The following is a 21008-nucleotide window of genomic DNA, read 5'->3' on the forward strand; positions in this document are numbered from 1 at the left end:
AGTTTTGAGAGAACCTCGTGTTTTAATGGAGACGAATGGCAAGGCAGATGTATTGCTAATCGGGACTTTTGACCTTGCGATGCACTTGCAGTGTCCGGACCGTTGATGACGCACATTGGGCCGCTACATAGGCCTCATACTAATAACCAAAATAGCCAAATAAAGAGCATTAGAAATTTTCTTAGTATAGGATGAGCACGCAGTCAAAGAAGGGTCCAATACAGAGTTCGTGGCGCATGGGCGAGACCTCGGAGGTTCTGTCGCAAACTTTGTTCCCACCTGTCAGGTCAAGCTTAGTTTTGGTAGCGCATGCTCCAAATTACAGGAGCAGACCGTGACAATCTCATTCAAGGGTGCACACTTTCCGAAAGAAGTGATCTTGTATGCTGTTTTCTTCTATCTCCGATACGGTGTGTCTTACCGGGATCTGGAAGAAATCATGGCGGAACGTGGCGTTGAACTGGATCATGCAACACTGAACCGTTGGGTGAGTCGATATGCCGGTCTTGTAGCTGATGCTTCACGGTACAAAAAGCGCCCTGCCGACCGTTCATGGCGCATGGATGAGACCTATGTGAAGGTGAAGGGTGAGTGGGTTTATCTCTATCGCGCTATCGACAAACACGGAAAGACCCTTGATTTCATGCTATCCAAGCGCCGGAACAAAGCGGCTGCGACCAAGTTCTTCGCTCGTGCGCTTGAGGCGAACGGTTTGCCACGGAAAATTGTCATCGACAAAAGCGGTGCAAACACAGCTGGCATCAAAGCAATAAACAAGATGTTGAAAGGCTTTGGTTGCCCGGTACCGATTGAGATGGTCAGACGGAAGTACCTCAACAACATCATTGAGCAAGACCATCGCTTCATCAAACGTCGGATCAGGCCCATGCTGGGTTTCAAGTCTTTCGATTCAGCTGCATCTGCCCTGGCTGGCATCGAACTGGTCAACATGATCCGCAAAGGTCAATTCACGCCCGGACTCCATCCGTTTCAGCAGTTTGTTCAACTGGCAGGATAACCAACCCACCTGCGCCATCTCCCCAGCCTTCAATGAAAATTGCGACAGAACCATGGCGTCGAGGTGCCGTTTGACCGTCGTGCTGTGTGTGGCGTTTACTGCTCAAACAGACAGCCGTTCGATCAGCCGTCTGAAAATTTAGAAACAGTGCGGTGGGTCAAATGAGAAAACACACACTAAGTCTTCTTTACGCGACTTTGGTTGGGGTTGGAGCTTTAACCCCACAGATTGTGATGGCGCAGCCACAAAGTTTTGCCATGGATACAGGCCCAGAAGCTGCGCAAATGCAGTCCAAACTAAATGCTCTTGGATACAACGCCGGTATCGCTGATGGCTATCCAGGCCCGCAAACCCGTCAGGCGTTTATGGAATTTCAGGTTGAGCAGTGTTTGACACCAACAGGACAACCGACCCAACTCACGATGGGATTGCTGAATGGTGCAACAACAGGATCAATGCCTTGTAGCGGCTCAAAACCCCCAATGGGAGTGAGCGCACTTACCCCCTTGCTGAGTGGTGTTTATGTTGACGACGTCGCGATTTGTGATTTGAACCATATACCATATGAAATTTTTTATGAGAGCATGAGAGTTATCCAAGGAAAGGGTATCGCATTCGGGTACGAAGATGGATGCGCAACCGGACGTACTGATATCCGAAAAGGAGTCACTCGATTTCGTGGCGAATGCAACTTAGGAAACCAAGTGTTTACTCATGATTGGTGGTTTGATGTACTTTCAAATGAGCAGTACGTAGAAATAACAGGGCTTTTTGAGTCGTCATCTTCATCGCCCAAAACATTTACCAGATGTTCGTCGAGCAGCTCTCAGCATCGTTTGAGTTTTCCGAAACAAACAAGCCTGCCTGCGGGCAATAGTTCAAATTCAACCATCAACTCTAGCTCAAGCGGCCAAAGCGCAGTGACAATCTACAGCACGGCCACCCTAGTTCGCGGTCTGCTTGCCTATGGCCAAACGAAAGGAACGCTCGGTATTTCTTTTGGCGGCAACAACTTCACACTAGAGTCCAAGTCAAATTCCAATGGCCTGACAGAAGGTGTAGCGAACGGAGAATTTCAGTGTGTTGAGTTGGTAAAAAGGTATGCAACATCTGTACTAAAAATTCCGGTCCAATCTCTTGGCCACGGCAAAGATGTAGCGAGAAATCTGGCGTCTAACTCTCCCAGTCGAATCTCTTACCATGAAAATGGAAAGTCTAAGACACCGCCACTGATTGGTTCAGTAATATCAATCGAGTTGCCAGGAGGCCTTAGCGCCTATGGCCACACTGGAATTGTTCAAGCGGTATCTGTCAGCCAATCCGACCCAACAACCTATACCGTGACACTTTTCGATCAGAATTGGCCTACCAACGTATCAGGCGTTTGGAAGACGGTGAGTTTCTCGCAAGATCAACAAGGATTCTGGACTGGCAATATGCTCAACAATGGCGTTCCTACGCCCGTCGTTGGTTGGGCAAACGTCGACAATTAAAAAAGCTAGACCGCAAAACCACTGGGCAGCAATATGAGAATGGTTGTTAAGGAACGAGGTCGAAGCACCGGGAGTATTGCCGTGGTGGCCTGAACAAGGCTCTTAAAGCAAAAAGGGACTGGCAGAGGGGGTAGACGCCAGTCCCTTAACGAAGAGCAAGTGGTAGTGTGTGTCGGTGATTGAAACGTGCCACACAACCCAGAATGCGGATATTCGGGAAACCCCGTATTGAACGAAAAAGAGGCGAAACAGTCTGTTTCCAATACCGGAACGGATGGTTTCCGGGGGAATCGTGGACACAGATTTGTCTCAATGCGATATTTTTCATCGTGGGTGGCACGTCTTTATTTTAGCACGTACTGGTTTTTGACCTTAAAAAAGAGGGGGTCACGAGTTGGGTGTGCCACCCACACCAGTCACTTAGAGTTGGCAAAATGCGCGTTTTGTGCGCCCAAATCCGATGAGAATTTCCTCCAGAGGGTCTCATTTGCTTCATGTCATCAAGTTAGACATAGCACGCGGCGCGCCTTGAGGGGGTTAACGATTACCAACGAGGGGGTACGAGTTCGGCGCGTCGCACCCCATATCGACTCCTTATTTTCCGGCAAAGGACTTAACGTCAGCGTTTGATAACTCCTCCCCACGATAAAGCTAGAGCGCCAATTCCGGGTTGTCAGCTGCGATTATGAATTGAAGATCCTCGTCGCTTAGCTTGTTGGAGCGGCATTCTTCTAAACCTTCGAAAGTCACGTAAGCCTTGAACACTCTTTGACAGAACTCCCCAAGGTTTTCGTCTTCCTCCCTGTGAAACCCGCCGTCAAGCCCAAGGACAGCCTCGGCGACCCATATAGCTCCGCTAGCTCCAATAGTTGTACAGCGTCTTTGACGAGCTCATAAACACAGCAGCGAAAGCGAACTTTGTTCGCGCACCTGACCTCCGACGCCGACCAGAGTTCGCAAGCGCAGTGAATGGCCGGTCTGACAGGTCGCACCGCGGCATTACGATCCTTGTCTCAAGGTCCGGAACGGGCCGTCAGCGATGGGCTTATGCGGTTGTGCTGATCAGATACTGCGCTGACTCCGATGGCAAGAGAGAGCCCAAAATTGACTGCTGCTGCGCGAAGCTCCAATGACAGCAATGCGCAGTTAGCGGACTTTGCAAAGTCAAGAGGACGGCCCTAGACACTTGGTCAAAGCGCTGCCTTGTCGAAAATGCGAACGACCCAATCGAGGAAAACCCGGACGCGCGGTGATAGTTGTCGGTTTTGTGGGTAAAATGCAGCGAGCGGAGTGGGCGATGGTGGCATATCCGGTAAAACTTCTACAAGGCGTCCCGCTCTCAAGTCTTCCAGAAAACGATACTTTGGAGCTTGTCCAATTCCGAACCCGTCTCGGATCAGATGATGCACTGTGTCCGCGTCATTTGCTGTAACCAGCGCTGGCAACGTAAATTCCTTGAGCTTGTCACCGATCTTGAACTCCAGCGGTAGTGCGCCGCCGGTTCGCGAAGACAGGAAGCCGACCATCTGATGACCTTTCAGATCGTCTATCGACGTGGGAGTGCCAAACTTGGCCAGATACGATGGACTCGCACAGGTGATCTCAGGGAGATCGGTCAGGTGCCGTTTTATCATGCCACTGTCATCAGGAATGCCTGCGCGGATGACGCAATCAACGCCCTCGCGCACCAGGTCCACCAGGCGCTCTGTCTGGCCAAGTTGAAGGGTGATCTTGGGATACATCGCGAAAAAATCAGCCAGGTGCGGCAGCAGGAATACCCGCGTCAGAGTGCCGGGGGCATCAAGGCGCAGCAGACCTGAGGGCTCGTGCCCACGCAGTGCTCCTTCAGCTTCTTCAATATCACCCAAAATGGACGCACATCTTTGGTAATAGGCTTGCCCATCCGGTGTTGGAGCTACGTGGCGTGTCGTGCGATCCAGCAGCCGACTACCAAGGTCACGCTCCAGCCTCTGGATGGCTTCACTTGCGGTTGACCGCGGAATATTCAGATCCGCTGCGGCCTTTGTGAAGCTTCCGCGTTCCAGCACCCGAACAAAAAGTCGCATGGTTTCAAGTCTATCGATCATTGTTCGCTTTTAACGAATTATATTTCCAAAACAAGGCTGATTATCTGGTTTGTCTCCATATCTATCTTCGCTGCAAACAGAAAGGAGACTGACATGGTACACGAACAACGAACGGCAATTGTAACCGGCGCCAGCAAAGGGATTGGTGCAGCCATCGCACTCCGCCTGGCTCAGGATGGCCATGCAATCATTGCCAACTATGCAAGTGATGTGGCCGGAGCGAACGAGATTGTAGACGCGATCAAAAAAGCTGGCGGCCAGGCAATCGCAGTTCAGGGTGACATTTCTGATCCATCCTGCATGCCAAGATTGTTCGATGCGGCTGAACAGGAGCTCGGAGCGGTCGATGTTCTGGTCAACAACGCGGGTATGATGCGCCTGAGCGCAGTTGCCTCTACCTCTGATGCTGACTTCGAGGCTCACTGCGCCATAAATGTTGGCGGTGTATTTCGTGGCATGCGCGAGGCCGCCAACCGTTTGAATAAAGGTGGTGCAATCATCAGCCTTTCATCCAGTGTTGTCGGGCTCTATCAGCCGACTTACGGTGTCTATGCGGCGACAAAAGCTGCGGTAGAAGCCATGACCCATGTGCTAGCCAAAGAATTGGGCCCACGTGGCATCACCGTGAATGCTGTCGCGCCTGGGCCAGTCGGGACCAACCTGTTCATGACCGGAAAGCCCCAGGCGGTGATCGAAAACATAAAAAAGACTAACCCGTTTGGTCGGCTCGGAACCCCCGAAGATATCGCTGCTGTTGTTTCGCTCCTGGCCGGACCTGATGGTTGTTGGATTAGTGGGCAAACTCTTCGTGCCAATGGCGGTGTCATCTGAAAAGCTTAGCCCGACGCTTCCAGTAGATTTGCCTTTGAATAACGCGCGGGTGGGCATCCAACATAGCGGGAAAATGCTGTACTGAAGGCACTGGACGACCCGTACCCGGTCTGGGCAGAGATTTCGGCAATGCTGAGATCTCCTGCCCGGAGCATGTGTTTTGCCAGCGTCATCCGCCAGTTTTGCAAGTAGCTCATTGGGGGTATTCCCATGACCCCTTCAAACCGGGTGAAGAATGCAGATCGAGACAGCCCAGCTTCGGTTGCAAGAGCCTGAACAGTCCAACTGTGAGCCGGGGCCGCGTACATAGCTCGCAAACTGGGTCCAACCCGCACGTCTGCCAATCCATGCAAAAGGCCGGCAGTCGGGGTCGGGTCCGCGCCAGAGCGAAAGGCTTCGATCAGTAGGACTTGCAAAAGGTTCTTGACGATCACATCTCGCGCCGGCCTGTTTGCGCGAGCCTCGTCGCGAACAAGCCCCGTAAGCGCAGCCAACCGACCCTCACCGCGGACAAAGATCAGATCAGGCAGTAGAGAGACCAATAGATCAGCGTCCGGGCTGGCAAAGGTGCAGTGTCCCACGAGCTGTTGAACTTCTGGATCCGCGTCAGATGCCCCAAGCCGGAAAATACCGTCTTCACCCTCCACCGGGTGGTTGACCAAATCAGCGGGTGGCGGAGGGTCCATGCTTGAGAAGGTGAAGGATTTGACCGCAGGGATCAGCACAAAATCACCCGCATTCAATACCAATGGTTCTTTTCCTTCGACCTCCAGGCGTGCCCGTCCGGTTAGAAGTGAGCAGTAGAAGGCCTCGTTTACATCCTCTCGATGCACTCGAAATGGTCCCGATGCATGCACCAGCTTTGAATAGGATGCTTTGGGTTGAAGGAGGCTGATGATTTCAGAGAATGGATCTGCCATTTCGGACCATGGATAACAAGAAACGGACTATTGATTATATATAATACTGCTGACGTCCTCTACTTTCAAGGCATCAACAAATAGGAGACAACGTCATGCACACCGTATTGATCACAGGATGTTCTTCGGGATTTGGCCTGGAGACGGGGCGCTTTTTCCTCGAACAAGGATGGTCGGTTGTTGCGACAATGCGAAAGCCAGATGAGGCCTTACTTCCGGCCTCGGATCGTTTGACGATCCTGCCATTGGATATCTCGGACAGCGAGAGCATCACAAAGGCTGTGGAAGCTGCGGGCCCCATCGACGCTTTGGTGAACAATGCAGGCGTCGGCTGGCTTTCCCCTTTTGAGGGTACTTCAGAGGATAACCTGCATCGGATCTTTGAGACCAACACGTTTGGCACCATGGAAATGGTCCGAGCTGTGCTGCCACAAATGCGCGCGAAAGCGTCGGGGGTGATCGTGAATGTCTCTTCCAGCGTTACACTCAAACCGCTGCCGCTGGCTTCGGTCTACACAGCAAGCAAGGCCGCAGTGAATGCCTTCACCGAATGTCTTGCCCTTGAATTGACTCCTCTGGGTATTCGCACCCATATCGTTCTACCTGGTCAGGCGCCAACAACGAATTTCGGCAAGAACGCAATGGCACTGATGTCAGAATCTAATGACACGCCGGAAGACTACAAGCCATTCGTCGAACAGACTATGGCGGCCTTTATGAACGCTGAAGGGAAAGAGTTCACCTTTTCAGAGGATGTTGTTCAGGCAATCTGGAGAGCCGTGACCGATACCACTAGTCCGCTGCGGATCCCTGCCGGTAAGGACTCGGTCGCACTGGCGGCCTGATACCCTCAATAATAATAAGAAAACTTTTCTAAGAACTGAAATGGCCGACCTCTAACGGCGGCCTTTTTCCTCAGGCTAGCATTTTGCTCGAGGCGTCCCGAACTTGCCGCGCCTTAGTCGCAGCAAGCCACTCAACGGCAACCTTCGCGCCACCAAAAGGATAAAGGTGAACCGCAACATCAGCTAAATTGCGTCGTTGCAGCCCTTGTTCGATCAAGCAGACCAGACGGGAGAAATCTACGATCCCGTCCACGGTGACACTCACGTTGTTCAACCCGCCAGCCGAAACCCCGAATGAGCGTGCAAACCTGAGCAGGAGATCCTTTTTGGTCGGCCCAGGTATCCCAATTTGGATCGGCTGGCTAACACCAATGTTTCGAAGCTGGCTTATCCAGTTGAGAATTCTGTCGGGATCAAAGGCAAGCTGAGTTGTTATACTCACGCTGCACCCGTAGGACTCCAGAAGTTTTACCTTCTGCTCCAGTAGGGCCACGTCCGAACGATAGCCTATGGCAGCGTTCCCCTCAGGAAAACCCAGTAAGGTGACCCTCTTGATCGCATATTTTTCAATCCACTCCGTTCGAAGGAGATCCATCGTGTTGTTGAATGGCCCCGACGTATTTGATGGGTCACCACCAACGACCATGACTTGTCCCTGTGCGCCCGCAAACTGGAGTTTTTCGGTCAGGTCAGACAAGTGTTTCTTTGATTTAAGGCGACGAGCTGCAAATATCGGCACCGGCAATAATCCGGCGTCGTCGATCCGGCGCACCGTTCGCAGCCTGTCGTAATCATCCTCATCATTCAGCCAGGCCACATTGACAGGGGTTCTCGCAGGAATAAGGGGTGCGGCTGTTGTGAGATCCGCAATCGTCTTTCCTGTCGCCTCAAGTGAATAGAAATTCAAATCCATCAAGGAAACCATCCTCTGAAAGGGCTGTGAATTCATTGGGAGGGCGGTTGGCTAGAACCCGTGCATGCGTTTGGCCCATTGGTATCCAACAATCAGGCCCTTCATGACCGGCAACAGTGCCAAGGCACCGACTACTGCAATGACCGACATGCTCAAAGCCAGGACCCAGGGTTCTGGCCTCCATGTCACCCAGGCGATGTGCAACGCAAACCCCATAAGGTGGCCAACGATCAAGATCGTAAGATAAGCCGGACCATCATCCGCCCGCTGATGGCTCAGATCCAAACCGCAATTCGAACACTCATCGTTCACTTTGATGTAGCTGTGCAGTAGTTTGCCTTCCCCGCATCTGGGGCACTTGAGGCGCATCCCGTTCATGATTGCGGGTTTGATGGGGCGCTCTTCACTGTCGTCGTGGGTGTCAATTGCAAGGTCGGACATCTTTGATCTCCTTCGGTCGTGCCTCAGATAGTCCATCTTCAGACATAATGCAATCAATAGCCAATCAATATGATGACAGATGCGACAATATGTTGAAATATGCTCTAAATATCTTTAAAGACTACAGACACAATCTTTTAAATTGAATGGAACAACGCCTTGAAGTCATGGACGCCGATTCTGCGCGACGACGGGAAACCACTCTATGTCCAGATCGCGGAAGCGATCAGACATGATGTAGAGACAGGTGTGCTTGATGCAGGTGACAGGCTTCCGCCTCAACGCAGCGTCGCCAAGCTTGTTGGCTTGGATTTCACAACCGTGTCACGCGGATACTCTGAAGCCGCAAAGCGAGGGTACATCGACACTTTTGTTGGGCGAGGGTCGTTTATCCGAAAGCATGAAGAAACATCAGAAAAAGCAGACCCACGCCGCGCGCTGGAAGAAGACCCGAACATGAATATGCCCCCGGAGCCAGATGATCCGGCTCTGGTGACCCGTATGGAACAAGGCCTCACACATGTTGCGGCAAACCTAGTTCCTCTGCTTCGCTACCAATCCATTATCGGGAGCCGGCAAGACCGGGAGACCGCAGCACGCTGGATGAACATCAACGGGATCGACGTTACGGCAGACCAATTGGTAATCACGCCTGGCGCACATGCCAGTTTGCTGTCGATCCTGACATTGCTCACCAAGCCCGGAGACATTGTGATCTGTGAGCGCGTGACCTATCCCGGTATTCGTGCCATCGCGGCCCAACTCGGTATTCGGCTAATTGGCGTGAGATCAGACGACAGCGGTATTCTTCCTGATGATCTGGATGCCGCTATCCAAGAGCACGCACCTTCTGCTCTTTATCTGAACCCGACGCTGCAAAATCCCCTGACGCTTACAATTCCGATGGAGCGACGTCAGCAGATCGCGTCCGTTTTGGGCAAGTACGGTTTGCCTTTGATTGAAGATGACGCTTGTCGGTTTGTGTCGTCGGGTGCTCCACCGCCTATCTCACAGCAGATTCCCGAATTGGGGTGGTACATCGCGGGTCTTTCGAAATGTCTGGGCGCTGGTTTGAGGCTTGCGCTTACGGTGGTTCCGTCTGGGCTGTCGAAAACCCACTTCACGCGGGCCTTGCAGGCATCGAATGTCATGGCGTCACCAATCACAACAGCTTTGATGGCGCGATGGATCGAGGATGGTACAGCCGCGGCAGTGCAAAAGTTTGTCCGCAAGGAGGCGAGCCGCAGACAGAACTTGGCGGCCAAGATCATGCAGGACCAAGACTTCGTCGACTGCAACGAAGCATTCAATATCTGGCTCAAGCTGCCCGAAGGGTCGAGCAGAGCTGATGTGATGAGTCACATGGCCAATCGTCAAATCGGGATCATGCCGAGCAATGCGTTTACGGTGACAGGAGAGCCCGATGAAGCGGTTAGGGTTTGCCTTGGTGGCCCAATTTCATTCAGCCAGCTGACTGAAGATCTCGAAGCGTTGAATTATGCGATCACCCATCAAAATTGGGTTCCCTAGGCTGTTAGGCTGTGCCGAAAACCCAAGCGACTTTCGTCTCAGTTATTCAACTTGCTTTATGATTATTGCTTATTTTTATACACTTAGTACCAGATTGGTAAATCGTTGAATGTCTGCTGATCTGACAGGTCGATGCTGAACAATGACGTGCCAGTAGAGCGGTGCGATAAACATATCCAGGATCATTTGCCGATCTGTGTCTTTTGTCAGCTCGCCACGCTCAATGGCTCTGTCCAACATAACCATTGCCTGGGCCCGGCGATCCCGCGTCACACTCTCCAGCAATTCTGCCAATTCATCAGAACGAGCGTGCTCAGCATGTAGGTCCGGCAGAATCCGCCTCACAAGCGGATGGCGCAGAGTTGCAGCCATTCTGCGCATAAGCCTGGCAACGTCCTTCTCAAAAGATCCTGTGTCCGGAATTGGAGTGATATTCGTGGCCGCTGATTTCACCGCTTCGGTCACCAGTTCAAACTTGGATTTACTCCTTCGATAGAGCGCCGCCTTTCCGACACCTGCGCGAGCCGCAATGCGCTCCATTCGTAGAGCCGAGTAACCCGTTTCCGCCCATTCCTCGAACAAAGCGCGTTGGATTGCTTCCGTCACCGTGTCTTGCAAAACGGCAGCCCCGGCCGGCTTCCGACGCGGCCGATCAGGATTTTTTACGTCGGAACTATTGCGTTCCATCGTGATTCTCCTTTATATAGGACGAAACGGTATCGTTCCGACGCAGTCTGGAGCAAACCCTTAAATACTGCAACCCAATTTTGGCACTTGTGGAAAGGACGCGAAGATGGACCCGAAAATCGCACTTCTGTGGTTTGCGCCTCTGCTTTGCGGGGCCTTGATACCCATCCATGCCGGAATGAACGCCGAGCTCAGCCGCGCTGCCGGCCACCCACTCTGGGCAACTCTGTTGTCGTTTGGAATTTCATTCGTTTGCCTGGTGGTCGGCATCGCATGGCTTCGACCGACATTGCCAAGCTTATCATCACTATATGCGGCTCCTCCCTGGGCGTGGGTAGGAGGTGTGATCGGTGTCATTTACGTGATGGCGACCATGGTTCTGATCCCACGCTTTGGGGCCGCCGCTTTTATTGCCGCAGTCGTCGCCGGACAAATGGCGATGGCACTCATCCTGGACCAGAACGGGCTACTTGGAAACGTTGCTCGACCAGCGGACTTCTATCGCATCACTGGTGCTGTGCTGTCGATTGCAGGTGTTCTGATCATGCAGTTTGGAAAAGCGACTTAAGCCAAGTCATCACTCACAGAAAAACCCTCCCGTTAAGGGAACAACAAGAGGTAATGAAATCATGTCTGACACGAATAACATACCCAGCTTTGGCGCAATGCTGCGCGGTGCCCTCGGAGATGCAATCATCGCAGAAGCAGGTGAGAACTTCCTAGACATGTGTGACGAAGGCATCGTGTTCGAGTTCCCGTTTGCTCCAGAAGGCTCGGTGCGAGAACTCCGCGGCCGAAACACGATGGCCGCCTATCTGCCGACGGCAGGCGGCCTAATCAGCTTTGAATCCATGAGCCCGGCAGTCACCCATGTTGCCAAAGACGGTGAAACTTTTGTGCTGGAGTTCTCCTGCAAGGGTGAAGGTGAGGCCGGGCGCTATGATCAAGACTACATATCGGTCATCGAGGTCCAAAACGGACGTATCACGCGCTATCGCGACTACTGGAACCCTCTAGTTCTGCTGAACGCTGTCGGCGGCGTCGAAGTTCTTAAGTCCAAGCTGGGAGACTTTATTGATGACTAGTTCCATTCTTGTCACCGGCGGCACCGGAAAGACGGGAAGCCGCGTCGTCAAACAGCTACGTGCCAAAGGGCTGGCCCCCAGCGTGGGAACACGCAGCCCTCAGAACAAAAACGACGTGCGCTTCGACTGGAGCGATCCGTCTACGTTCACGGATGCTTTCGAAGGCGCCAGGGCTGTTTACCTCGTAGCACCCACAGACACCGTTGATTCACTGGGAGCAATGCTGCCCGGTCTTGAGGCGGCACTTGCCGAGGGCGTCCAACGCTTCGTGCTACTCAGCGCTTCTTCTTTGGAAGAAGGCGGACCCATGATGGGCGCAGTCCACGCTTGGCTGCGCTCCAACGCTCCAGAATGGGCCGTTTTGCGTCCAACCTGGTTCATGCAGAACTTCTCAGAGCTTCATCACCGTGATCCCATTCGCGATGAGTCCGCCATCTACACAGCGACAGATGACGGCCGAGTGGGCTTTATCGATGCTGGCGATATAGCAGCCTGTGCAACGGCGCTGCTGGTCACTCCATCAGTCGAAAACACGGACTATATACTCACTGGCCCGGAAGCGATTTCTTATGATGTCGTTGCCGAAACACTGAGCAAACAATTGGGACGGAAGATCACCCATCATCGCTTAACCGTCGAAGAACTTGAGGAGCGTCATCTGAGCCTCGGGTTGCCGGAAGAGTATGCAAAGACTTTGGCTGCTATGGACGGCGCAATCATTGGCGGATCTGAGGATCGTGTCACTACCAATGTGCTGAAGCTGACCGGATCACGACCAACCTCTATCGATCAGTTCGTTCAGCAAAACATGAAAGCATGGACGCAGAGAAAAGATATCAACACGCGAGCGGCTGAGTCAGCGAACATGTGAGATACGTGTGTCCTTAGCTGACCTTCGTGTTGGCTTCGGGGACGGTAGCAATGTTGCGCATGTCGAAGATTGCTAAGCTCGGCGATGAATGTCCGCTTCGGGCTGTGAGCGACCGCTTTGGCTCACCGTACTGAAGGTCTGCTCCGACCCCACTCTGACCGATGCCGCGCGATGCCCGAATGACAACAATGCGCAGAAAGCGGACTTTGCAAAGCCAAGATGTCTTGAGGCTGCGTGATCGCCCGTCCGCTTGGCTCCGCCTCAATTTGCTAAGGCGAAAAACAGCAGATAGCGGTGCTGAGCCCAAACCGTCGTTCGTTAATTCACAGGAAGGGCACCGCCTCCTACAGAAGCGCAAAGCAAAGCCAACAAATGATTGTGGGAACAAGCGCTGCCTTGACCAGACCAGCTGGCGACACGGCGTTACCGAGGTGGCCCTTCAGAATGGATTGCCCCGCTGGGTTGGGCGCGTTGGCGATCACGGTGAGACCGCCTCCGGTTACAGCCCCAGCAACGACTGCGTACTTTAGTTCGTCCGTGAAGCCGGGGACCAATGTGGCCAGCAGCGTGATAGCTGCGTTGTCGTTGAATGCTGTGAGAACGGTCGCACCAAGCATCAATTGGACGGCATTCAAACTCTGAAGTACTGGCGCAATCCACCAACCTTGAACACCACCATGGATAACGAGGCTTGCGAGGAAGAAACCGACGAGCATCGCAGGCTGGAGCTTTATCTCGTTCTGATATTCCTCTGTCACCTTGGCGAAGCCCAGGAAAAACAAGAAACCGAGAATGAAGAAGGCAGCGTGATGTGAATTCACAATCGTCCATGCCATAAAGCCCAGATGTGTGACTGTTATCCAAGTCGGGACTAGGTCCTCCCTTTGGTCCCAGTCCGGGTCGTGAAATTCAGGTTGTTGATCGACCGGCAAAAGAGAAGGCATTTGCTGACGCAATCTGTATAGCGCCACCTCATCGAAGCGCCGGTGTAAGGCTTCTCGAATAAGCTCAGGATCAAGACCTTTCGCTTCCAGCTCAGGTATCAGTTTGGCCGAAGCTCGTTTCTGAACCTCATCTACGAACTGTCTGACACCTTCCTCAATTTGTTCGCTGGCATTTTCGCGAGCTTCAACAAACTCAGTTGCTTCTTTCCACTCCCGTTCGACCAGATCCCTTGGTACATGGACTTGCGCGATTTCTTCCTTGAGCAACCGAACCGCAAATTCTTTTTGCAGATCGCGAAGTTCCGACCGGAATGCGAAGAAATACAGTGTGTTGGCTAACAATATACCGATGATGGCTTTCCAACCGAAATTGCTCAACATAAAGCCGGTGCCCCAGTCCCACGGGCCGGCGACCATAAGCACAGGAGGGGCTGCAAAGTGCGTCAGTGTTCCACCAACTGATACGTTTACAAACAACAGTCCCAGGGTCGCGTATTTGAGCCTGTCAGAGGGGCTGAGATCGTAGAACCGCTGAGACAGCAATACAGCTGAAATTGTCATCGCGGCGGGTTCCGTGATAAATGATCCAAGCAACGGCCCAACGGTCATTACCGTTATCCAAAAGGCTGTGAGGGTGCCACCAATCACACTTGCAATACGCAGCATCAAGCTCTCGGCGAGTTTAAGAATTGGCCGCGTCGAAGCGAGGACCATTATGACTATAACGAAGGCTGCTTCGTTCAAATTCACGCCGTGGTTCACGTATTCGACGACGGTGGGCCAGTCATAAAAAAGCACGATTGAAATGACTAGAGGAACGACCCAGAGACCGAAGATGACCTCTACCTCACCGAAAAAGTGGTAAATGCCCGCGCGAATGTCGCGTGACTTTTCATCGAGCTCGCCACGGGCCACTTTCTCTGCATGTGCGTGGTGGAGCTGTTCGCTCTTCTCCATGAATTTGGCCGCCATAAAGGTGTGAACTATCGCGCCAAAGAACAGAAGTGTTGCGACAAGGTTGAAAGGAGCCTGAGAAATTCGGTGCGCGAGGATAGCTCCGACACCTTTCATATCAGCATCACCGTAGGATTCGAAACTCGGGGGGAAATTGCCATTGCCCGAAGCGGCCGCCGCGTGAACAGGATCGGCCAAAAGCGCTAAAAACAACGTGCAGAGTGTCGCGGCGCATACGGTATAGAGAGCATTTATTGTCAGTGTTTTTTGCATTTCGTCCCCCAATGCCAATGGCTTTTTTCGATCATTCGGTTCGTTCGGGATGTACTATCCATTCATGCGCCGCCCTTGACCAAGACGCGGCCGATTGCCGTGACCGCGATTACTGCAACAAAAATTCCAAGAAATTCGGCGAGAAGCTTTTCATTGCCGATTGCGTGCCCGGCTTCTCCGACCGCGCCAATCGGATAGGTGAACATGATCGCGAAGGCCCCAACTAAGAAACCGATGTTCACCCATAGAAAGGCCAGCGCTACAAATGAACAGATCGCAATAACAAGCTCGTAGGCGATCAATCCGGGAAATAGGAAGCCGACGTAAAAACCTACTATCGCGCCGCCTACGCCAAATATCATTCTGCCTATTCCCGCTTGCAGTGTCTGTTCCGCAGACGGGCTGATTATGTTCAGAGAAGCTTGGGCCATGATCGTTGGGTCTGAAGACAGAATGCGACCGCCAACACCAATTCCGATCATCATCGTTGCAGATAGAATTCCGGCATAAGGAAAGACGATCCCAAGAGGCGTGCGTTCTTCGACAGGCCAATCACGATCCCAACTGTAGCCACCTATCCGTTGGCCCTGAAAAATCCAGAAGATCAGAATTCCGAGGCATCCAACGACATGCCCTTCGATTGTGTCGTACAAGCCGAGGTTTGCTGAAAACAGTGGAGACAGAACGTACCAAAACACCAGAACATAGCCGACGAGATACCAGAATACCCCGAACCGCAACGTCAATACTGCGACGAACGAGATGACGCCAATGATCAATACCCGGCCAACTTCACTTGAAAGAGATGCGTGCCCAACAAAAGAGAGAACACATCCTGCAACCAAGTAAGCCGATATCGCAGCAATGCCGCTGGGGACGTGCCTGTGCTGCGTCAGAAGGAGTGGAAGCCAGGCCAAGAGAGCGCTCAGACCCGCCGTCATCCACGCGGCATCCCGAAACTGTGCCAGGTTCATAACAACGAACGATACGACTGCGAACCAGAAGCCAAGTTTGAGATCAACTTTGGACCAGTCAAAGCGCATCATGAGCAGCCACCGGATCGACACGCTGTGATGCAAATCGTGTGCCAGCTCGGCCAAGACCGTTCAACCATTTGCGCCTCCGGCGTTTGAGTAAACCCTGGCGCGGCTAATAAACCCGACTACGGCAAACACGGCAGCGACATACAAAGCGCCTGTGCCGATTTGCACGACCCGATCCAAAACCTTATCGGTGGCTATTACACCTTCTTTGGGAAGTGTTCCGCTCAGCAGGAGTACAAAGCCAAAGCATGCACTCGACCATGCTGCCGCAATTGGAGAGTGTCCGAAGGTCTGTTGTGCGAACACGTACATGACCAGGAACACCAAAGCGGACATCATCGGCAGCGATGGGACCATGACAAGGATTTCGTAGACAACGATTGTCGCCAGCCCGGCCAGCACAAGATTGGCGACAAGGTAAGTGAGGAAGGACTCTCGGACGCCAGAAATAGTCAAGGAAAGCGCAAAGATCGTTGAATAGATCAGGACCAGAATGTCGGTCAGGCCAAAGACCAAAAAGACTGCCAGCAAAGTGGCTAGGATTAGTCCGAGCGTTACCGAGATTTGTGTTACATCCAGATCTGAATCCGAATGTCCGAGTGCCGGTGGAACATCCGCTGGCGGACGAATGATTGCGAACGCAAATGTCGAGATCAACCATGCAACGAAGAACGAGGTCATCGCACCAATCGTTGCGACCAATGCGAGCTCGGGCCAGATCAATACCAGGACTGGGATTACAGTGCAGCCAACCAGAAGACCCACAAAGATGATCAAGTGTTCACCCGTCGTTAGCACAAAGCGAAACAGCAGGATGAACAAGAAGCCATAGGTGAGTACCATGACTGCCGGATAGCCCGACAGAAGCAGTGCTGTCAGAAACCCACCGGCGAGTGCTGCCATGGCAATTATGATTGTTCGCAAACCAAACCAAAAAGGCATCGCCTTGGCATCTTGAAGCAAGGCGACGGCACCGGCAGATGCAAGCAGCGCGACGGGCCACTGGTAAATCTGCGAAAGCGTAAAAACGACAGTGACACCCAAAGCCAGCCGAAACGCTCTTCGATTGCGGGATTCATATGATGGAGGCGCTGCGGACATGCTGAGTAAGCCGACTTAGTACAGGTAAGACAGGTAACTTACGAACCTGATCCAACCCTTGGCCAAGGTATTCCAAAACGGGTTGTCACCCGTATAGACCACCACAGTCGCTTGCGAATTGTAACGGAGACCGGGCTGATCAAGACTGTCTGCCGGTGTGTAGTTCGTAGTTTCTATAATCACAGAAAAACGTTGAGGATCGCGCAACCACCCCTTTGGTTTTGATGCGGTTGGAAGATCGCCAAGATCAACTGTCTTACCTGACGAGACACCCCATGCGGTACTTTTGACCTTCCCTTCAAAGACCTGTCCCGGAAAGGCATCAAAGGCGATTTCGGCTTTGTTGCCGGGTGCAAGCCGCGTCAGGTTGTTTTCGGTCATGAAGGCCTCGACCCACTGATCCTCGATTGAAATCAGGGTCATCAAGGGCGCACCAGCATTTGCAAATGCCCCTTCGTCAATCTTCAGCCCACCCACGATAACGTCCGCGGGGGCGACAAGATTTGTCTTCTCAAGGTCAAGGCGCGCGTCAGCAAGTTTCGCGACTGCTAATCGGAGGCGTGGATTGTCCTCACCCGCCGAGCCAAGTTGCTCTCGGGCGCGTTCCAACTCGGATTCAGCTGCGGAAACGGCGGCTTCTGCGGTCGAAACTGCTGCACGTGCTTCGTCGCCGCGCGCTGGAGCGTAAATTCCTTTTTCCTCCAGCGTGAAGATGCGGGCAGATTGCGCTCGGGTTTCTTCCAGAAGCGCCTGAGCCTTTGCCAATGCCGCGGTTGCTGTGGCAACAGAAGCAGTCGAGGCACCAACGGTCTGTCCGGCGGCCTCCAGCTCTGCTTCAGCCGCTTCAACTGCATTTTCAAAGCGCGTTTTTTCTATGGATGCCAGCGTCGTGCCAGTTGGAACGAGCGTGTTCTTTTTAATCGGAATGTCAGCGATGTAACCCGATACTTCGGGAACAACCGCAATAGTGTAACCCTGTACCGAGGCATTGTTAGTTGTCGGGGTGATCCTGTCGCTAAATACATACCAAACAAAAATCAGCAGTATGATTACCGCGACGATTGGAACTGCCCATCCTGGTCGCTGAAGCTCGTGGTCAGAGTCCGCCATATCACCTCTCTCATCGTTAGCAAGCTCACCGAGGTTGGCTTTTTTTGCCTTTGGCAGAACCAGTTCTAATAGATCGCCTACTGACGGAATTGGTTCAAAGGCACTTCGACGAGCGACTTGCTGCAAAACATTTAGGCATCTGAATATCTACAATACATGATAGTTCTGGTCATCAAGCTTCGATTTTTGATGAAAATCATCAGGTCGACGGAACTCTGTTGCGGTTCCATGTCATAGTAACGAGGTGGAAAATGAGCCTTGCACTTTCCGAGGGTCGAACATGAATGGCCCCGCGCAGCCCTTGATCCGGTTGTCTACAGCGAGACCGATCTTGAGCACGCTGGATGCTGTCTATGCCGACACCGATGAGCTGCTAACACGCTTGGGCATTTCAAGATCCTCGTTCGATGACCCCGACGCGTATATCCACGCAATTGTCATGTACCAGCTGTTCGAAGAGGCGGCTGAGGCCACAAATGATATTCATCTGCTGGGGAAGCTTGGCGTGAAGATGGCGGTTTCAAACTGGCCACCATTGGTCGACGCTGCCAAAGAGGCGAAAACGCTCGGCTCCTTTCTGACGGCAGTCGTTATCGCTGCGACTGAGCATTCAAGTTCAACCGAGCACCACTTGGACATACATGGCAAGTCAGCGCTTATGTCCGGGAAGCGGTATTTTGAAACACCTTTCGTTCCTGCTCAGATAGACGCGTTTTTTGCCTGCTTATTTTCAGAGATTGTCGCAAGGAGTGTCGGGAGTAAGTGGTCCGCTGCCAATACGATGATAACCGTAAGCGACCCCAATGCATTACCGGATGACTTCAAAGGTTCCAAACCAATCAAAGGGGACAGGTTCGGGCATCGCGTAGCGTTTCCCGCTGAGTGGTTGAACTTGGAGTTTTCAAAGGAAGGGTACTTCCAAGTCCCCGTAGATGACAGTGGTGAACGGAAACCTCCTCGATCACTTACCGAGAGTGTCAGCGAAGCCCTTAAACCCCACGTGGATGCGGGTTTTCTAACCAACAAAAAGGCCGCTGAAATCTTTGGCATATCCGAGCAGCAGCTTGCTCGGAAGCTAAGGAAAGAGGGCACGACCCTTGGCAAACTGCTGGCGGAACTGAAGCGCAATCGCGCGGAAGAATTGTTGAAGGAAGGCGATCACAGTGTGACGCAAGTGGCGGAAATGCTCGGCTACTCTGACGCAACAAGCTTCGCGCACGCATTCAAGGGGTGGACCGGAGTACCACCGAGCAAAATCAAAAAGGACATCTGATCTAACTTCTCAAATTCAAAGACTTGGAAAAAACCAATCCTAACAAAACTGACAGAAATTCCATTGCTTGGACGGGGACACAATACACCATGGAAATGCTTGATCCGATAGAAATTGACAGCTTTGGTGCCGTTACAATCGGTATATTGGTCTATTTTCTTGGCGCACGGTTGACCCGCCGTTACGCAGTCTTGTCCAAGTACAGCATTCCGGAGCCAGTCAGCGGAGGCCTTTTGGCGGCCATTCTGGCTTTGCTTGTGGTTTTAGCCACTGGCCGTGCAATCAGCTACGAACTAAGCGCCAGAGACTTTTTGTTGGTCTACTTTTTCACGACAGTTGGTCTAAACGCCCGTTTTGCTGATCTGATAAAGGGTGGACCACTTCTTGTGCTCATGCTTGGGCTCACGATTGCCTTTATGCTCGTGCAGAACGTGGTGGGCATGATTGGTGCGCTTTTGTTCGGCATGCCGTCACAAGCAGGCGTGCTGTTGGGAACCGCATCTTTGATTGGAGGCCACGGTACAGCCATTGCCTGGGGCCCAACCATAGAAAATAGCTATCAAGTCGTCGGCGCTTCTGAACTGGGAATAGCCACGGCGACCGTTGGTCTGATCCTGGCCAGCGTTCTGGGTGGACCTATTGCCCGTTTTCTCATTCAAAAGAACGACCTCAAGAGTGTCGACGACTCAGAAGAACAAGTTGCAACGGTTGCAGAGCCAACTACCGATCAACCATCGACAGTTACTCATGTAGACCTGATGAACTGCGTGCTCTGGATTCATATCGCTATTGCGATTGGCTACTCCGTGTTCGAAGCACTGGAGGCAGCAGGGGTCAAGCTGCCTCTGTTCGTGCCATGCCTCTTAAGCGGCATCGTACTGTCGAACTTGTTGCCGCCCTTGTTTCCAAAGCTCAAATGGCCCGCGGGTACGCCGGCAATGAACGTGATCTCCGAATTCAGCTTGTCAGTGTTTCTGGCAATGTCGCTGATGAGCATGGAGTTGTGGACCCTGGCCAGCAGTGCGGGAGTTTTAATCACCACCATGCTTTTGCAATCCGTCGCGGCCGTCGCTTTTATCATTTTCATCGTGTTCCGCCTGATGGGAAAAAACTACTTCGCAGCCGTCATATCAGCGGGGTTCGCCGGTTTCTCTTTGGGTGCAACGCCAACCGCCATTGCGAATATGACCGCAGTCACGCAACGGTATGGCCCTTCGCCGGTAGCGTTCATTGTCCTGCCTTTGGTGTCAGCTTTCTTTGTCGATCTTGCGAACGCGTTCATAATTCAGTGGTTTCTTGGATTTGGTTGAAACACAGTGTTTTGTGTCAAAGGTATAGAATTGCCTCGGCAGATCTAGTTCGGCTTAGCCACGCGTCGTGGAAACTGCAAAGTCTAGTTATGAATGTCCGCTTCGGGCTGCGAACAGACCCATTCGTCCACAACGCTCAGTTAGAGCGCCATAGTCGGCTCAGGGCTCGATACGCTGCGTTCTGTCTACATGACCGCTACGCGGACGAAGTGAACTTCGATAGCATCGGCGCGAATGGTCGCAATGGCTTTGTTGGAAAAACCAGTTTCGTTGAGCCAG

At 52.5% G+C, this 21008-nt stretch carries 19 protein-coding genes; 10 read left to right on the forward strand and 9 right to left on the reverse strand.

The features are described 5' to 3' along the window. The first annotated feature begins 334 nt into the window (after positions 1-334). Positions 335-1018, forward strand: coding sequence for an IS6 family transposase (locus ACR0EV_RS07710; protein ID WP_171647122.1), 684 nt, complete (start codon positions 335-337; stop codon positions 1016-1018). Positions 1019-1179: 161 nt separating this feature from the next. Continuing rightward, a complete protein-coding gene (locus tag ACR0EV_RS07715) occupies positions 1180-2511 on the forward strand; it encodes a peptidoglycan-binding protein (RefSeq protein WP_480799554.1) in 1332 nt (443 codons plus the stop codon). A 1190-nt stretch (positions 2512-3701) separates the two neighbouring features. Here ACR0EV_RS07715 and ACR0EV_RS07720 read toward each other — a convergent pair. Then, positions 3702-4598 carry a LysR family transcriptional regulator gene (locus ACR0EV_RS07720; protein WP_480799555.1) on the reverse strand — a complete coding sequence of 299 codons (897 nt, stop codon included), beginning with the start codon at positions 4596-4598 and terminating at the stop codon, positions 3702-3704. A gap of 93 nt (positions 4599-4691) precedes the next feature. On the opposite strand from ACR0EV_RS07720, the gene ACR0EV_RS07725 reads away from it, so the two are divergent. Then, positions 4692-5429, forward strand: coding sequence for an SDR family oxidoreductase (locus tag ACR0EV_RS07725; protein ID WP_480799556.1), 738 nt, complete (start codon positions 4692-4694; stop codon positions 5427-5429). A gap of 5 nt (positions 5430-5434) precedes the next feature. On the opposite strand, the gene ACR0EV_RS07730 is transcribed toward ACR0EV_RS07725, so the two are convergent. Beyond that, positions 5435-6349 carry an AraC family transcriptional regulator gene (locus tag ACR0EV_RS07730; RefSeq protein ID WP_480799557.1) on the reverse strand — a complete coding sequence of 305 codons (915 nt, stop codon included), beginning with the start codon at positions 6347-6349 and terminating at the stop codon, positions 5435-5437. A gap of 95 nt (positions 6350-6444) precedes the next feature. Between ACR0EV_RS07730 and ACR0EV_RS07735 the strand changes: the two genes are divergently transcribed. Beyond that, positions 6445-7194, forward strand: a complete 750-nt coding sequence (locus ACR0EV_RS07735; RefSeq protein WP_480799558.1) for an SDR family oxidoreductase — start codon at positions 6445-6447, stop codon at positions 7192-7194. 70 nt (positions 7195-7264) lie between these two features. Here the strand turns inward: ACR0EV_RS07735 and ACR0EV_RS07740 are convergent, their stop codons facing one another. Continuing rightward, positions 7265-8107, reverse strand: a complete 843-nt coding sequence (locus ACR0EV_RS07740; RefSeq protein WP_480799586.1) for a methylenetetrahydrofolate reductase — start codon at positions 8105-8107, stop codon at positions 7265-7267. Between the two features lie 51 nt (positions 8108-8158). Then, positions 8159-8548: a DUF983 domain-containing protein gene (locus ACR0EV_RS07745; RefSeq protein WP_480799559.1), complete on the reverse strand. Its 390-nt coding sequence runs from the start codon at positions 8546-8548 to the stop codon at positions 8159-8161. 159 nt (positions 8549-8707) lie between these two features. Here ACR0EV_RS07745 and ACR0EV_RS07750 point away from each other — a divergent pair, with 159 nt between their 5' ends. Further along, entirely contained in the window at positions 8708-10078 is a 1371-nt protein-coding gene (locus tag ACR0EV_RS07750) for an aminotransferase-like domain-containing protein (protein WP_480799560.1), read from the forward strand. A 75-nt stretch (positions 10079-10153) separates the two neighbouring features. Here ACR0EV_RS07750 and ACR0EV_RS07755 read toward each other — a convergent pair whose 3' ends face one another. Next, entirely contained in the window at positions 10154-10765 is a 612-nt protein-coding gene (locus tag ACR0EV_RS07755) for a TetR/AcrR family transcriptional regulator (RefSeq protein ID WP_480799561.1), read from the reverse strand. Between the two features lie 106 nt (positions 10766-10871). Here ACR0EV_RS07755 and ACR0EV_RS07760 point away from each other — a divergent pair, with 106 nt between their 5' ends. The 3 genes from ACR0EV_RS07760 (at position 10872) to ACR0EV_RS07770 (ending at position 12721) form a co-directional block, all read left to right on the forward strand. Then, the gene (locus ACR0EV_RS07760) at positions 10872-11333 is read left to right on the forward strand and encodes a DMT family transporter (RefSeq protein ID WP_480799562.1); all 462 of its coding nucleotides are present in this window, start codon (positions 10872-10874) and stop codon (positions 11331-11333) included. Positions 11334-11394: 61 nt separating this feature from the next. After that, on the forward strand, positions 11395-11850 hold the full coding sequence (locus ACR0EV_RS07765; protein ID WP_480799563.1) for a nuclear transport factor 2 family protein: 456 nt from the start codon (positions 11395-11397) through the stop codon (positions 11848-11850). After that, on the forward strand, positions 11843-12721 hold the full coding sequence (locus ACR0EV_RS07770; RefSeq protein WP_480799564.1) for an ergot alkaloid biosynthesis protein: 879 nt from the start codon (positions 11843-11845) through the stop codon (positions 12719-12721). Before ACR0EV_RS07765 ends, ACR0EV_RS07770 begins: the two co-directional genes overlap by 8 nt. Before the next feature lie 344 nt (positions 12722-13065). Here ACR0EV_RS07770 and ACR0EV_RS07775 read toward each other — a convergent pair whose 3' ends face one another. The 4 genes from ACR0EV_RS07775 to ACR0EV_RS07790 all read right to left on the reverse strand — a co-directional run bounded on the left by ACR0EV_RS07775 (position 13066) and on the right by ACR0EV_RS07790 (position 18146). Beyond that, positions 13066-14892 carry a putative Na+/H+ antiporter gene (locus ACR0EV_RS07775; protein WP_480799565.1) on the reverse strand — a complete coding sequence of 609 codons (1827 nt, stop codon included), beginning with the start codon at positions 14890-14892 and terminating at the stop codon, positions 13066-13068. A gap of 62 nt (positions 14893-14954) precedes the next feature. After that, positions 14955-15938, reverse strand: coding sequence for an FUSC family protein (locus ACR0EV_RS07780; protein ID WP_480799566.1), 984 nt, complete (start codon positions 15936-15938; stop codon positions 14955-14957). A gap of 60 nt (positions 15939-15998) precedes the next feature. Further along, positions 15999-17036 carry a DUF2955 domain-containing protein gene (locus ACR0EV_RS07785; RefSeq protein WP_480799567.1) on the reverse strand — a complete coding sequence of 346 codons (1038 nt, stop codon included), beginning with the start codon at positions 17034-17036 and terminating at the stop codon, positions 15999-16001. A 15-nt stretch (positions 17037-17051) separates the two neighbouring features. Further along, positions 17052-18146, reverse strand: a complete 1095-nt coding sequence (locus ACR0EV_RS07790; RefSeq protein WP_480799568.1) for an HlyD family secretion protein — start codon at positions 18144-18146, stop codon at positions 17052-17054. Between the two features lie 280 nt (positions 18147-18426). On the opposite strand from ACR0EV_RS07790, the gene ACR0EV_RS07795 reads away from it, so the two are divergent. Both ACR0EV_RS07795 and gltS read left to right on the forward strand, forming a co-directional pair. Further along, a complete protein-coding gene (locus ACR0EV_RS07795) occupies positions 18427-19419 on the forward strand; it encodes an AraC family transcriptional regulator (RefSeq protein ID WP_480799569.1) in 993 nt (330 codons plus the stop codon). 89 nt (positions 19420-19508) lie between these two features. Continuing rightward, on the forward strand, positions 19509-20729 hold the full coding sequence (gltS, locus tag ACR0EV_RS07800) for a sodium/glutamate symporter (protein ID WP_480799570.1): 1221 nt from the start codon (positions 19509-19511) through the stop codon (positions 20727-20729). Positions 20730-21008 lie beyond the last annotated feature (279 nt).

This window comes from Ruegeria sp. CF8 (assembly GCF_056537285.1).

Bases quoted from the DNA above. Each gene is read 5' to 3' on its own strand.
- ACR0EV_RS07780 (WP_480799566.1), bottom strand. From the start codon at position 15,938: ATGATGCGCTTTGACTGGTCCAAAGTTGATCTCAAACTTGGCTTCTGG.
- ACR0EV_RS07755 (WP_480799561.1), bottom strand. From the start codon at position 10,765: ATGGAACGCAATAGTTCCGACGTAAAAAATCCTGATCGGCCGCGTCGG.
- ACR0EV_RS07775 (WP_480799565.1), bottom strand. From the start codon at position 14,892: ATGCAAAAAACACTGACAATAAATGCTCTCTATACCGTATGCGCCGCG.
- ACR0EV_RS07730 (WP_480799557.1), bottom strand. From the start codon at position 6,349: ATGGCAGATCCATTCTCTGAAATCATCAGCCTCCTTCAACCCAAAGCA.
- gltS (WP_480799570.1), top strand. From the start codon at position 19,509: ATGGAAATGCTTGATCCGATAGAAATTGACAGCTTTGGTGCCGTTACA.
- ACR0EV_RS07725 (WP_480799556.1), top strand. From the start codon at position 4,692: ATGGTACACGAACAACGAACGGCAATTGTAACCGGCGCCAGCAAAGGG.
- ACR0EV_RS07760 (WP_480799562.1), top strand. From the start codon at position 10,872: ATGGACCCGAAAATCGCACTTCTGTGGTTTGCGCCTCTGCTTTGCGGG.
- ACR0EV_RS07785 (WP_480799567.1), bottom strand. From the start codon at position 17,036: ATGTCCGCAGCGCCTCCATCATATGAATCCCGCAATCGAAGAGCGTTT.
- ACR0EV_RS07770 (WP_480799564.1), top strand. From the start codon at position 11,843: ATGACTAGTTCCATTCTTGTCACCGGCGGCACCGGAAAGACGGGAAGC.
- ACR0EV_RS07745 (WP_480799559.1), bottom strand. From the start codon at position 8,548: ATGTCCGACCTTGCAATTGACACCCACGACGACAGTGAAGAGCGCCCC.
- ACR0EV_RS07720 (WP_480799555.1), bottom strand. From the start codon at position 4,598: ATGATCGATAGACTTGAAACCATGCGACTTTTTGTTCGGGTGCTGGAA.
- ACR0EV_RS07740 (WP_480799586.1), bottom strand. From the start codon at position 8,107: ATGGATTTGAATTTCTATTCACTTGAGGCGACAGGAAAGACGATTGCG.
- ACR0EV_RS07765 (WP_480799563.1), top strand. From the start codon at position 11,395: ATGTCTGACACGAATAACATACCCAGCTTTGGCGCAATGCTGCGCGGT.
- ACR0EV_RS07715 (WP_480799554.1), top strand. From the start codon at position 1,180: ATGAGAAAACACACACTAAGTCTTCTTTACGCGACTTTGGTTGGGGTT.
- ACR0EV_RS07735 (WP_480799558.1), top strand. From the start codon at position 6,445: ATGCACACCGTATTGATCACAGGATGTTCTTCGGGATTTGGCCTGGAG.
- ACR0EV_RS07790 (WP_480799568.1), bottom strand. From the start codon at position 18,146: ATGGCGGACTCTGACCACGAGCTTCAGCGACCAGGATGGGCAGTTCCA.
- ACR0EV_RS07795 (WP_480799569.1), top strand. From the start codon at position 18,427: ATGAATGGCCCCGCGCAGCCCTTGATCCGGTTGTCTACAGCGAGACCG.